This window comes from Nonomuraea sp. B12E4, assembly GCF_039871825.1.
In the GTDB taxonomy this organism is placed as follows: Bacteria; Actinomycetota; Actinomycetes; order Streptosporangiales; family Streptosporangiaceae; genus Nonomuraea.
The window spans coordinates 62133-74652 of sequence record NZ_JBDPME010000008.1 but is presented as its reverse complement, the minus strand read 5'-3'; the positions used below and the strand labels follow the sequence as shown (position 1 = coordinate 74652).

Annotated in this window: 10 protein-coding genes; 4 read left to right on the top strand and 6 right to left on the bottom strand. The window is 69.2% G+C overall.

Translation table 11 applies throughout. The annotated features are described in order from the left end of the window. Positions 1–92 precede the first annotated feature (92 nt). Entirely contained in the window at positions 93–641 is a 549-nt protein-coding gene (locus ABGB18_RS19890) for a hypothetical protein (protein ID WP_347697026.1), read from the top strand. Between the two features lie 84 nt (positions 642–725). Next, positions 726–1130, top strand: a complete 405-nt coding sequence (locus ABGB18_RS19885; protein WP_347697025.1) for a nuclear transport factor 2 family protein — start codon at positions 726–728, stop codon at positions 1128–1130. A gap of 293 nt (positions 1131–1423) precedes the next feature. Here ABGB18_RS19885 and ABGB18_RS19880 read toward each other — a convergent pair whose 3' ends face one another. Further along, positions 1424–3592: a vWA domain-containing protein gene (locus ABGB18_RS19880; protein ID WP_347697024.1), complete on the bottom strand. Its 2169-nt coding sequence runs from the start codon at positions 3590–3592 to the stop codon at positions 1424–1426. A gap of 716 nt (positions 3593–4308) precedes the next feature. Here ABGB18_RS19880 and ABGB18_RS19875 point away from each other — a divergent pair. Beyond that, on the top strand, positions 4309–5865 hold the full coding sequence (locus ABGB18_RS19875; RefSeq protein ID WP_347697023.1) for a metallophosphoesterase family protein: 1557 nt from the start codon (positions 4309–4311) through the stop codon (positions 5863–5865). Positions 5866–5940: 75 nt separating this feature from the next. On the opposite strand, the gene ABGB18_RS19870 is transcribed toward ABGB18_RS19875, so the two are convergent. Further along, positions 5941–7143: a cytochrome P450 gene (locus tag ABGB18_RS19870; protein ID WP_347697022.1), complete on the bottom strand. Its 1203-nt coding sequence runs from the start codon at positions 7141–7143 to the stop codon at positions 5941–5943. A 75-nt stretch (positions 7144–7218) separates the two neighbouring features. On the opposite strand from ABGB18_RS19870, the gene ABGB18_RS19865 reads away from it, so the two are divergent. Beyond that, positions 7219–7851 carry a TetR/AcrR family transcriptional regulator gene (locus ABGB18_RS19865; RefSeq protein ID WP_347697021.1) on the top strand — a complete coding sequence of 211 codons (633 nt, stop codon included), beginning with the start codon at positions 7219–7221 and terminating at the stop codon, positions 7849–7851. 189 nt (positions 7852–8040) lie between these two features. Here ABGB18_RS19865 and ABGB18_RS19860 read toward each other — a convergent pair whose 3' ends face one another. From ABGB18_RS19860 to ABGB18_RS19845, 4 genes are all read right to left on the bottom strand, one after another. Continuing rightward, entirely contained in the window at positions 8041–9513 is a 1473-nt protein-coding gene (locus tag ABGB18_RS19860; protein ID WP_347697020.1) for a hypothetical protein, read from the bottom strand. A gap of 67 nt (positions 9514–9580) precedes the next feature. Further along, complete coding sequence (locus tag ABGB18_RS19855) at positions 9581–10630, bottom strand: hypothetical protein (protein WP_347697019.1); 1050 nt, start codon at positions 10628–10630, stop codon at positions 9581–9583. A gap of 213 nt (positions 10631–10843) precedes the next feature. Next, positions 10844–11851: a TerC family protein gene (locus ABGB18_RS19850; RefSeq protein ID WP_347697018.1), complete on the bottom strand. Its 1008-nt coding sequence runs from the start codon at positions 11849–11851 to the stop codon at positions 10844–10846. 248 nt (positions 11852–12099) lie between these two features. Further along, positions 12100–12513, bottom strand: a complete 414-nt coding sequence (locus tag ABGB18_RS19845) for a VOC family protein (RefSeq protein ID WP_347697017.1) — start codon at positions 12511–12513, stop codon at positions 12100–12102. Between the last annotated feature and the right edge of the window lie 7 nt (positions 12514–12520).

Sequence of the window (12520 nt, the reverse complement as noted above, 5' to 3'; positions counted from 1 at the left end):
TCCCCGACCGGTGAGCCTGCTCATGCCATGAGAGGCCCGGCGCGGATCACCTGGCCGGGCCGCTGAACGCAGGAGCAGAGAGAAGGATCGCCGTGGAGTCACGCACTCGCCGCATCATCCGCTGTGTCATGCTCGCCCTCGCCCTCACCCTGTCGATCCTGGGCACGCAGAGCGCGGCCGCCTACGCGGACGACAAGCCGCAGGGGCCGCCGCTGACCGCGCCGGCGGACGCCCCCGCCGCCCAGCCCGATGGCGCGGCGACCGCCGCCGACGTGGAGTGCTGCGGCCTGGTCGTCCGGCACGACAGCCTGCAGAATCTGGTCATCGCCAAGGACATCCGCAACTACAACGCCGGTTACGGCGGCAACTGCGACATCTGGAACTGGACCGGCGGCAACGCCACGAGCTGGGTGACAGCCGACTCGAACTGCCGTACGGCGAGCATGAACGGCCACACCTACAGCTACGCCGCCGGCTACAGCGACACCGACGCGTTCACCATGGCGTACGAGCCCTACTGGCTCAGCATGCACGGAACGTGGCACCGGATCGGCGCGAACGTCTACACCAAGATCAGCGGCATCGAGACCGCCCACTGCTACCGCGAGTCGGACGGCGTCAACTGCTACGTCGTCATCTGATCGACCGAGCACGCGCCCGGGCCCGCACGGCGGCGCCCGGGTGCACTACGCTCGCCGCGGGACAGACCAGCCGAGGAGCCAGCCATGCCCTTGACCAACCAGGAGACCTACCAGCGGTACGTCTGGGCCGGCATGACCAGGGACGCGGCCGCGCTGGCCGAGCTGTTCACCGAGGACGGCGTCCTGGAGACCCCGCTCCTCCCGGCCGGGCACTCCTATCCCCGGCGCATGGCGGGGCGCGAGGAGATCCGCCGGGCCATGACCGCCTACTACGAGCGCTCCGCGAGCGACGACCGCACCGTGAACGTGGACAGGACCCGTTACATCCTGCACGCCACGGCCGACCCCGACGTGTTCATCGTCGAGATCGACACCGCTTTCGACGGCCCCGCGGGGGAGAGCGGCATGTCGCTGGTGCAGATCTTCCGCCTCCGCGACGGGAAGATCGCCCTGCTACGCGACTACTTCGCACCTGACGAGGTGGCCTGAGCAGCGGCTGGCGATTGCGCGCCGACCCCGCCCACCGGGCCGCCTCCAGCACCCGGCGGATCTCGCCCGCCGGGACCGGCTCGTCGGTGAACCACCGCGTCGCCCGCAACGCCGCCTCGATCCCGGGGATGGCGGCCAGTTCTGCCCTTTCCAGATTCGCCAGAGCTGGGCGGCCAGGGCGAGACCGCCGATGCGGAGCAAAGCGACCCCGGGGCGCCTGAAGCGCGGCCGAGGCCGGGCGGAGCCGCGATGCTCCGCCCGGCCTTGGGGTTGGTCGGTTCAGGTGGGTTGGGTTATGGGCAGTTGCCGATATCGCTTTCGGAGGAGGCCAGGACGACGTCGGTCTTGGCCAGGCCGAGGGCGTTGACGCTGATGTGGACGGCGTTGACGGTCAGGCCGTCGTCGGGGGTGGTGAAGGGGATCTGCTCGTTGAGGACGAGCTTGACGACGCCGACGTTGACGGTCGTGTTGGGTTGGATATTGGTGGGTTCTGCGATGACCACCGTGTTGCCGACCTTGAGGAAGGCGATCGTGGTGGTTCCGGTGGATCCGGCGCAGGTGGTGGTGGAGCTGGAGTTGATGGTCTTGACGGTGATCACCGGGATGCCGGTGATCCCGACGGTGGTGTCGTCGATGGAGGCGGTGGCCACGGATTTGCCGGGGAATTCGGTGGTGGCGACCTTGGCGCACAGGGCGTGCGCGCTGATCAGTCCGCTGAGGGTGGCGGTGCAGGGCACCGAGGTGGTGCTGGTCGAGGTGGTGGAGATGTGGCCGGTGTCGGGGGTGGGTGCGATGTTGACCAGTTGGATGCCGGCCAGGGAGGCGGTGGCCGTCAGGCCGTAGGCCCGTCCGGTCAGCCGCTGCGGCGTGACGACGACTTGTTCGGCGCTGCAGGGTGAGGTGACGGAGTTGTTGTTGGCGTCGCCGCTGTAGGTGGCGGACCACCGGTAGGTGCCGGCCGCGCCGATGGTCACGTCGCCGGATGCGGCGGTGCCGCCGGCGGACAGCGTGTCGGTGCGGGTGGCGATCGGTGTCGTGCAGGTGGTGTCGCCGGGGCCGTACAGGTGGAATGTGATGGTACCGGTGGGGTTGAACCCGCCGGAGATGGTGGCGGTGTCGGACACGACGCCGCCGGCCGGCGTGGACCCCGATGGGGTGGTGGTGATGCCCGGGGTGGCCTTGACGACCTCGACCTCTTCGTCGCCGCACGCCGAGGTGACCGGGTTGTTGCTGTCATCGCCGCTGTAGGTGGCTACCCATCGGTACGTACCCACCCCGCCCGCGGCGATGTTCCCGGACACGGCGGTGCCGCTGCCCGACACCGTCCCGGTACGAGTCGCGATGGGCGTCTCGCAGTCGGTGTCACCTGGCCCGAACAGCTCGAATGTCACGGTGCCCGTCGGGTGGTACCCGCCGGACAGGGTCGCGGTATCAGAGACGTTCCCGCCCGCGGGCACCGTACCCGATGGCGTCGTGGTGATCGATGGGGTCACCTTCGGAACGTGTTCGGTGATCGTTTCAGTGAAGCCTGGTGACAGGGCGCCGTTGAGCAGGAAGTCCACCTTGCAGGTGATCGTGCTTCCCGGTACGGCTCCGGCGCCGACGGAGACGGTCTCACTGAAGGTGGCATCATCGCCGCTGGTGATCGTCCGGCTGCCCGGGGTCAGGGACACCGACAGGTTCGGGTCGCAGTCGCGCAGCTGGTGGGTGACCGTGACCGGCAGGTTGTTCAGGGCAGCCAGGATGGTGTCGCTGACCTCCGAGGGGTTGAGGCCGGAGAACAGTTGTCCACCCGTGGCGTTGGTGATCGCGGTCGCTTGCCCGGTCGAGTCCAGCCCGGACAGGTCGAACGCGAGCACGGTGATGTCTGCTGCCTGCAGGGCGCTGATCGCATCGGCCAGCGTATGGCCGTTGCTGGGGTCATGGCTGGGGGCGTCCCCGATCAGCAACACGATCCGTGTGCTGTTCGGCCGGAAGCCGACCGCCCCGGAGGCGACCTGGAACAGACCGTTGATGCCGTCCTCGGGGATGTCGCCGCCGCCCGTCGCGGCCAGCGAGTTGAGACCGTTGGTGACGTCGGTCTGGTTGCCGGTGAGGTTCTGCGCCACCCGGAACGGCGTCGCGTCCACCGACACGTCCCTGTACTCGGCAACCGCGAACTGTGCGTCCGGCTGCGCCGAAGCGACGTTGGACAAGATGGTGTTCGCATTGGTCCGCACGTTCGAGATGACCCCGCCCATGCTCCCTGTTGTGTCGATCAGGAACGCGATATCCGGCTTGGGAGGAATCGCCGGAGTTGACACGGTCTTGGCGATCGTCGTCGATTCGCCCGGGTTCAGGTTCAACGTCACGTCCGCCGGGGTGACCCCGGGCGCGGCCGACGCCGTCCCTGCCCCGGCCACCAGCATCGCACCGGCCACCACCACGCACACGGCGGCCCGTAATCGTCGCGTTATTCTCATCGGTGTCATTCCTTCTGGTGTGGCTTTACGCCATAACGAATTTGGGATCGCTGGCCGTGCAGAATTTCTATGACTGCACCACCCCTCCTGGCGTATTGGCGTGAGCGGATACCAAATCGCATTGGTTGACAACCTCGCTGACTTTCAGCGCCAGCCGCTGATCAACGAGGTGGGTGTGGCCACGGTCATAGGGTGACCGGTCGGCGAATAGTTGTAAATAGCCCGCTTACGGAAAGCTCCCGACTGGCCGCAATCGGCCACCCCTTGCCGATGAGAGGGGCCCGTGAGAAGCGATCTTGCCAAGATCCTTTCCAGGTGTGCCCGATGAAATGAGTGATCCGCGGTTTGCCGGGTCAAAAGAGCGGCCGTTTCCAGTCCTGCGGACCGGCTGAATTCCGGCCGCGGGCGGGCGCGGAGAAGGCGGGCAAGGACCCCGCGTCGATGGACATCGGCGCCTAAGTCGTCTTCGCCACCGGCCCGGACTCGGCGGTGGCGAAGGAGGCCGCGCGGCATGGTCGGCCGCTACGCCTCCTCCATGCCCGCCGAGCAGCTCGAACGCAACGGCGTGGACCCGAACGCGATGAAGCCCGTCGTCGACGCCCTCGGCGCCGGTACCCTCCGGAGGCCGTGAGGGCGGACAAATCATTCGAAAATGGACTATCTGCCATCTCCTCCGGCCCACAGGTTGTTCACTCCTGTCCCATACCTTGCCCGTCATGCCTGGATGTGATTTCACCCGACGTGACCTTCTGCGCTGGTCCGCTGTGGCGGCAGCCTCCCCGTTGTTCGCCGGTGCCGCCGTCGGCGGTGGCGTGGCGCAGGCGTCGTCCCGCGGCGGCGACGTGTCACCGGCGAACCTCGAACTGGTGACCCTGACCGAAGACCGTGCCATCGTCACCTGGTACACCGGTTACACCGGCAGCGACGATGGTCTCGGCCGGATGGAGCCCGCCCCTGCCGACGGCGAGGTGCGCTGGGGCACCCGTCCCGACCGCCTCAACCGGGTCGCGGGCGGCCTGTCGAACCACACCCCCTACCACTACGTCGAGCTGGAGGGCCTGGAGCCCGGCCGGACGTACTACTACCAGGCACGCTCGAACGGCAAGCCGGTCCCGCCGACCCCGTTCACCCTCATCAGCGGAAACGCCGTGGGCACCTCCGACCACGGCCTCGACGGCTCGGGCCCGTTCAGCTTCACCACCCCCAAGCCCCCGCCCGGCCGGTTCCTGTTCTCCATCGCCCTGTGCAACGACCTGCACATGGGCGAGACGCAGGCGGGCCTGGTCGGCGGCCAGCCGCAGTACATCGGGATCACGCAGGAGCCCGGGCTGCCGCCGTACCCGGAGGTCATGTTGGAGGCCCTCGTCCGCGACGCCCACCTGCTGGGGGCCGACTACCTGATGGCGGCCGGGGACATCTCGGCCGAGGCGGTGCCGGTCGATCTCAGCACGGCCGGCCGCATGCTCAGCCGGTTCGGCCGCTACCGTCAGGACTATTTCGTCACCCGGGGCAACCACGACCGGGCGCACGTCGGTGACCCCTACGCGGGCTGCCGGGCCGGGCAGTGGCAGGGCAACGACTGCTTCCACGACGCGTTCTTTCCGGGGAGCGAGCCCACGTACTTCACCCGCCAGTTGCCGGAGGGCCTGCGGGTCATCGGCATCGACACCTATGACAAGCCGGGCAACGGCGGCGACGCGGGCGCCCTGTCCACCGACCAGTTCGACTGGTTCCGCTCCGAGCTCGCCAAGGACCGGGACCGGCCGACCCTGGTGTTCGGCCACCACCCGCTCGTCGTCCAGGACTCGGCGTTCCCCATCAGCGCGAGCAACTCGCTCGACGCCGGGCAGGCCCAGACCATCTTGCAGGACTACGCCGGCACGCCCGGGCTCTTCCTGCACCACGCCGGGCACACCCACCGCAACAAGCGTACGATCAGCCCGCTGGCGCCGAAGGTCACCCTGCAGGAGGTGGCCGCGGGCAAGGAGTATCCAGGCGGGTTCTCCCTGCTGCGCGTGCACACCGGTGGCTTCGCGCTGAACTTCTACAAGACGCGCAGCGACCTGGCCCGGCGGTGGAGCGAGCGCAGCCGCCAGGAGATCATGGGTTACTGGCCGCAGTTCGCGCTCGGCAGCAGCGTCTCCGACCGCAACACCGTCGTCGCCCGCGACCTGTCGGGCCTGCGCCCCCACTCCGGCCACGGCCGCGGCCACGACAACGGCAATGGCCACGGCCACGACGACCACGGCCACGACGACCACGGCCACGAGTAGCCGGCACCGCCGGGGAGCATCCGCGCTCGCCCGGCGGTACCAGGGCCTCAGGTGGAGCGGCGGCGGCCGCTCTCGTCACCAGGTGACGGGCAGCTCGTGCATCCCGTAGACGGTGGAGTGGTCCTTGAACGAGAGCTGCTCGGCGGGGACGGCCAGCCGCAGGCCGGGGATCCGCTGGAACAGGCTGTTGAAGACGATCTCCAGCTCCACGCGGGCCAGGCTCTGGCCCAGGCACTGGTGCGGGCCGAAGCCGAAGGCCAGGTGGCTGCGGGCGTCGCGCTCGATGTCGAACGCGTCGGCGTTCTCGAACGCCTCCGGGTCGCGGTTGCCGGCGTTGGCCAGCGTGAGCACGCCTTCCCCGGCGGGGATGACCGTGCCGCCGAGCTCCACGTCCTCCATGGCGATCCGCATGATCGCGAACTCGGCGATGGTGAAGTGCCGCAGCAGCTCCTCCACGGCGCCCGGCGCCTTGTCCGGGTCCGCGCGCAGCGCCGCGAGCGCCTCGGGGTGCTGCAGCATCATGTACGTGCCCAGCGAGATCATGTTCGCCGTGGTCTCGTGCCCGGCGATCAGCAGCAGGAATGCCAGGCTGAGCAGCGCACCGTGGTCTGCCTCACCGCTCTCGCGCTGCTTGATCACCTGGCGGCCGAGCAGGTCGTCGGTGGGGTTCTCCTCCTTGGACGTGATCAGCTTGTCCAGGTAGATGGCCATTTCCAGGGCCGCGTGCTGCCGCCCCTGCGCCGTGATGTTGTGGTCGAGCAACTGCGCGGAGTTGGTCTGGAAGAAGTCGTGGTCCTCGTACGGCACGCCGAGCAGCTCGCAGATCACCAGCGAGGGGACCGGCAGGGCCAGCGCCTGCACCAGGTCGACCGGGCGCGGGCCGTCGAGCATGGCGTCGAGGTGCTCGTCCACGATCTGCTGGATGCGCGGCCGCAGCGCCGCCATGCGCCTGACGGTGAACTCCCCGATCACGGCGCGACGGACCGGTCCGTGCTCGGGCGGGTCCATCTCCAGCATCATCTTGGGCAGCGGCGAGTCGGCGGCTGACAGCTCGCCGTTCAGCCTGGGGGCGTTGGGGTGGCGGCGGTTGGCGCTGAAGCGCGGGTCGCTCAGGACCGTGCGGATGTCCTCGTAGCGGGCGGCGACCCAGGCGTCCGACCCGCCCGGCAGCCTGACCTTCGTGACCGGCTGCTCGCGCAGGAGGCGGAGGTGCTGCTCGGGTGGAGCGTACGGACAGGTGCGGGCGATCTGGAGCGTCTCAGCGGACTCAGTGGTCACGATTCCCCAATCAGCATGCCAATTTCCCTACAGCCGTAGGCTAACCTACACATGTAGGGGACAGTACACTGAGGCGTGGCACTCACCAGGGAGACAAACGGCGAGCTGGGCGACCCGCGGGTGCGCCGCACGCAGGCGGCCCTGCGCCGTGCGCTGATCGACCTCGTTCAGGACAGCGACCTGTCCCGGATCAGCGTCGCCGACGTCGTCGAGCACGCCGGAGTGAGCCGCTCCACGTTCTACGACCACTACCGTGACGTGCACGAGCTGGCCGAGACGGCGTGCACCGCGATGATCGACGACCTGATCGAGGCCATCCCCAGCCCGGAGACCAAGGACACCCCGGACTCGACCACCGACACGCTGCGCACCTTCTTCGCCCACCTCGCCGAGCACGCCCGCCTCTACCGCAGCGTGCTCGGGCCCCAGGGAAGCGCGCGGGTCATCGACCACGTGCGGCGCCGCGCCACGGTGGCGGGTTACGTCGGCGCACGGCGGGCCGCCGCCGGGTGCGGCACCGGGGCGCCGCTCGACTACACGGCGGCCGTCCCGCACGACGTGCCCGCCGCGTTCACCGCGGGAGCGCTCATCGGGGTGGCCACCGACTGGCTGGAGCGCGACTGCCCGCGCTCACCCGCCGAGATGGCCGCCCTGACCCGCCCGCTCCTCGCGGCCCTCTACGGAAAGGACGACCCCCCGACGGCCTGACGCCACGGGAAGGAAGACCCTCGACGGCCGGACGCCGCCGGAGGGCCGCTCACTTCGGCGGTGGGGTCGGTTCTTGCGCCGGAGGCGTCCGCCGCCGATGCGGGCGGTTGGAGGCGTGTGAGCGCAGGGGCTGACCGGCGGTTTGGGGGTTGTGGTCAGCGTTGCGTGGGGGTGGTTCTGCTGGGGTGGTTACGTTGTCGTCTCTTCGCGGGGGGTGGCCAGACCGGGGAGGAACCATGCCTCGATGGTCGTGTCGACGGTTACCATTGCTCGGCCGTCCGGGGTGAAGGAGACGATCTGGTGGTTCGGGTCCGTCCACAGCGTTCGCCCGGTTGAGTCGAAGAGCACTGAGCCGGCGCCTCCGGCTGAGCCGCCGGATGCCGTTATGAAGGCGTACGGGCCGTGGTCGGTCCACACGGCGCGTGTTGCGCAACAGGTTGTGACTGAGCTTGTGTCGATCTTATACGGGAGTTCCGTCGGCTGGATCAGCTCACCGGCCGGGTGGGAGGGGGTGAGACTCAGCAGTTCGGCGGCCGGTGCGGCATCGTCGGCCGTACCGCCTGCGGCGAACACCGCAGTCCCGTCGGGGGACAGGGCGAGGGCGTTCACCTGGCTGAGCTGGGTTGGGACGGTGGCCAGCACGGTGCCGGTGCCGACCTCGCGGACCACCACCTGCCCGGTTGGCGAGGTGTGCGCCAGCAGGTGTCCGTTCGCGTCCAGCGCGACGGGGCCGAACGCCTGCCCGGTCGGCAAGCTGAGCACCACCCGGCCCGTCTCCGCCTCCATCACGGCGACCCGGCCCTCCTCCTCCGCCCTCCCGGCAACTCGGCTCAACGCACCGATGCCGAAGGCCACCCGGCGGCCGTCGCCACTGAAGCCGATCCTGACCAGGTCGAATTGGTTGAATCGCTTGTCTTCGTGTGGGTTTTCGGTGTCGGTGTTCTGATGCTCGACGTCGTCGTTTCGGTCTCTGAAGTCGGGGGGCGGGCCCTCACTCTCGCCGTTCTGGTTCCTGAGGTCGGCTGACGGGGCTTTGGCCTCGGAGTCCTCTGAGTCCTCTGAGTCCTCGTCCTCGTCGTCGGAGTCGGAGAGTTCGGGGAAGGCCCACAGTTCGTCTCCGGTTTCGGCGGACCAGGCGCGGAGGTGGCCCTCGACGGAAGTGATCACTATTCGGCCGTCGGGGCTGAGCTGGAGGTCGTGGGGCTCGTCGTGATAGTCGCCGCCGTCGAGGAACCAGGTCAGACGATCCTTCTCCCTGGTGTCCCAGCGGACGATGTCGCCGCCGTTGTGGTGCCACTCGGCCGCCGCGCCCAGCGCCACCCAGGACAGGTCGGAGGGCGCAGCCACCGCGGTGGCTCCCTCGTAGAAGGACGCCTCGTCGAGTCCGGTCTCCTCGCCCTCGTCCTCGTCGAAGTCTTCGTGGGCGACGTGCAGGGTCCCGAGGTGGCGGACTCCGGCGAGGAGGTGGTGCGGGCGCACGTCGCCCGCCGTCCACTGGGCCCACCAGTCGTCGGGCATCGGGCGTTGCTGCGCGGGCCAGGAGAGGACCCGGGGCGTGACCGAGGCCAGTCCCGCCTCGTCCAGTCCGGCGAGGAGCAGGCAGACCTCGTGCCAGACCTGCTTGGTCGGGCGTGCGTTCAGTAGTTCGTCAAGGGAGCTCATAGCGGCGGGGGTTCCTGTTTCGGGGTTCCGGGGTCTTGGGAGGGGTCGCATTGGGCGTGACGGAGGGTCATGGGAGGGGGTGGGCGTGGACGCCGTCGTCGGGGGAGGCGATCACCAGGGTGCGGCCGTCGGGGCTGAGCGTGGTGGCGGTTCGAGGGCCGGGGACGTTCACCGAGAGGACGGGGGAGGCGGTGGCGAGGTTCCAGACGGTGACATGGTCGCGTTCCACGATCGGTACGCGCGGTTCGGTGCCGCACCACACGGGCCGCAGGTTGACCCGGTCGACGCGTTCCTCGGTCGGCAGCACCACGGGCTCGGGATCGCCGGCCGGGTCGTCGAGGTCGATGATCGTGGCCAGCGTCTGGTCCTCCTGGGCTCCCACGATGGCGACCGCGGCACCGTCCGGGCTGAACGCCAGGCCGTTCGCCCAGCGAATGCCGGTCCGGTGCTCGGCGTACGAACTGCTGCCGACCTCCTGGACGACGATCGCCTCGTCTTCCTTCCAGAACGTACGGCGCGGGCGGCAGAAGGCCACGCGTGATCCGCCGGCGTCCAGGGCGACGGTCCCCTCGCTCACCATCCGGTCGTCGTGCGGGAGGTCCCGGAAGATCTGCTGGATGTCGTGCAGGACCTGCCGGCTCCGCGCGTCACGGACGACGACGTTCTGGGTGAACGCGTTGGCCGTGGCGAAGACCCCAGCCGCCCGGCCGGCGTTCCCCAGGCTGCTGGAGGCCGCGACCTGGGCGAGTGGCAGGTCGGACGAACCGCCGCTGCCGATCATGCCCAGTTGCCACTCCTCGCCGGAGCCGTCGAGCGCCCAGCGGCGGATCGAATTGCGGCTGACCATGGCGGTCAGCGCCGAGCCGTCACCGTCGAAGCAGAGATCGTGGACGGTTCCGCGGTCGTCGGGCATGGCCAGGCGGGCCACGGCCCCGTCCGCCAGCACCAGCGCCTCGCTGTGACCCGGGAACCACGGCGCCGCCGTCGCGACCGCCGTCCGGCTCAGGTCCGTGGTGACCGCGATCGCGGTGATCCGCTGGGGAACGGGCGAACGTCCGGGAAGGGGACGCGGCGTCTCCAGATCTTCGGGCGCTCCGAGCCGCCGCCGCACCGACATGGCATCTCCGATCGATCGGAATGATCAAACTGGGGCGCCGACAGTCTAGGGATCGTCAGTGACGGAATCGCTGGTGATCACGGAAATCCCGGTGGGGGCCGTCGTGGTCGTCGGAGCTGGTGGAGAGACCCAGGACGTGTCGGGTGGGGTCGGGAACGACGGAGAGCACAGACGGGCTCGTCGTGGGGCAGGGGGCGGTGGGAGACCGAGGAGTCAGATGTTCGGGCGTGAGGGGGCTGCGCTGCGGTTGGCGTGCAGGCTGGTGATCGTGACGATCGCCAGCACCGCGACGATGACGCCGAGCGAGATCAGCGTGGGGATCTCCGGGACCGCGGGCCAGAGGCCGTGTGCCCAGTGCAGGACGAGTTTGAGTCCGATGAAACCCAGGATGATGCCGAGCCCGTAGTTCAGATGCCGCAGCTTGCCCAGGACGTCCGACAGCACGAAGTACAGGGCCCGCAGGCCGAGCAGGGCGAAGGCGTTGGTGGCGAAGACGAGGTAGGGGTCTTCGGTCACGCCGTACACGGCGGGCACTGAATCGACCGCGAACACGATGTCCGTGGCGAAGACCGCCACGATGGCCAGCGCCAGCGGGGTCAGGGCACGCCGCCCGCCCTCGCGGACCACCAGCCGGGAGCCCCGGTAGTCCTCGGTGACCGGCATGACGCGCCGCAGCAGGCGGATCGTACGCATGGAGGAGATGTCCACCTCCTGCTCCTTGCCGATCACGGCGTTCCTGAGGATCCGCCACGCGGTGACGATCAGGATCCCGCCGAACAGCAGGAACGCCCAGGTGCCGCTCTGCAGCACGGCCGCGCCCAGAGCGATGAAGACCGCCCGCAACGCCAGCGCCCCGATGATGCCGTACAGCAGCACCCGCTGGGCCAGCTCGCGCGGCACCGCGAACGCGGAGAGAAGCAGCATGAACACGAAGAGGTTGTCCACCGACAACGACTTCTCCACCACGTAACCGGTGTAGAACTCCAACGCCACCCCGGTCCCGAACGCGCGCCACACGTAGACGCCGAAGAGCAGCGGGAGTGCCAGGTAGAAGACCGACCAGCCGACCGCCTCGCGCATCCGTACCTTGTGCGGGCGGCGCGTCAGGAGGAAGTCCGCGCCCAGCAGCAGCGCCAGACAGGCGATGCTGATCGCCCACAGTTGCGGCGAGCCGATGCTCTCCAGCGGCGCAGCCGTCATCACCTCTGCGGGAGCCGGCATGGAACCTCCTGGAACGATGGCGATCGGCCGTTCGAGGTCTCCTTCACGGCACAGGCGGCCGCCCCGAGGACGTGGTCACGTCCGTATTGACCGGACCGGCTCTTGGGAAGTACTCCCCTCTGCTACTCAAGCTAAGCGAAGCCGCAGGTCAGCGCCACTGTAACGATGTGAAAGGCGTTGTCAGGCCAGGGCCGGATGGAGGCGGATCCGGCTGCCGGCCGGGTGGCGGCAGCCGGAAGCGCGTACGGCTAGGAGGACTTGGGCTCCTGCGAGATCCGCACCATGTTGCCCGAGGGGTCGCGGAAGGCGCAGTCGCGCGGGCCCCAGGGCTGGTCGATGGGCTCCTGCAGCACCTCGGCGCCGGATGCCCGGACCCGCTCGAAGGTCGCGTCGAGATCGTCGGTGCGGAAGACGGTCATCGGCAGGACGCCCTTGGTGAGCAGCTCCTGCATGGTGTCGCCGTCCGCCTGGGACCGGCCGGCGTGCGGCTCGGAGAGCACGATCTCAGCGCCCGTCTGGTCCGGGCTGCCGAGGGTGACCCAGCGGAAGTCACCGGACGCGACGTCGTTGCGGACCGCGAGGCCGAGCGCGTGGCCGTAGAAGGCGACCGCCTCGTCCACGTCGTTGACGGTGATGTGGCAGTACTGAAGTGCGATGGACATGCGGCCA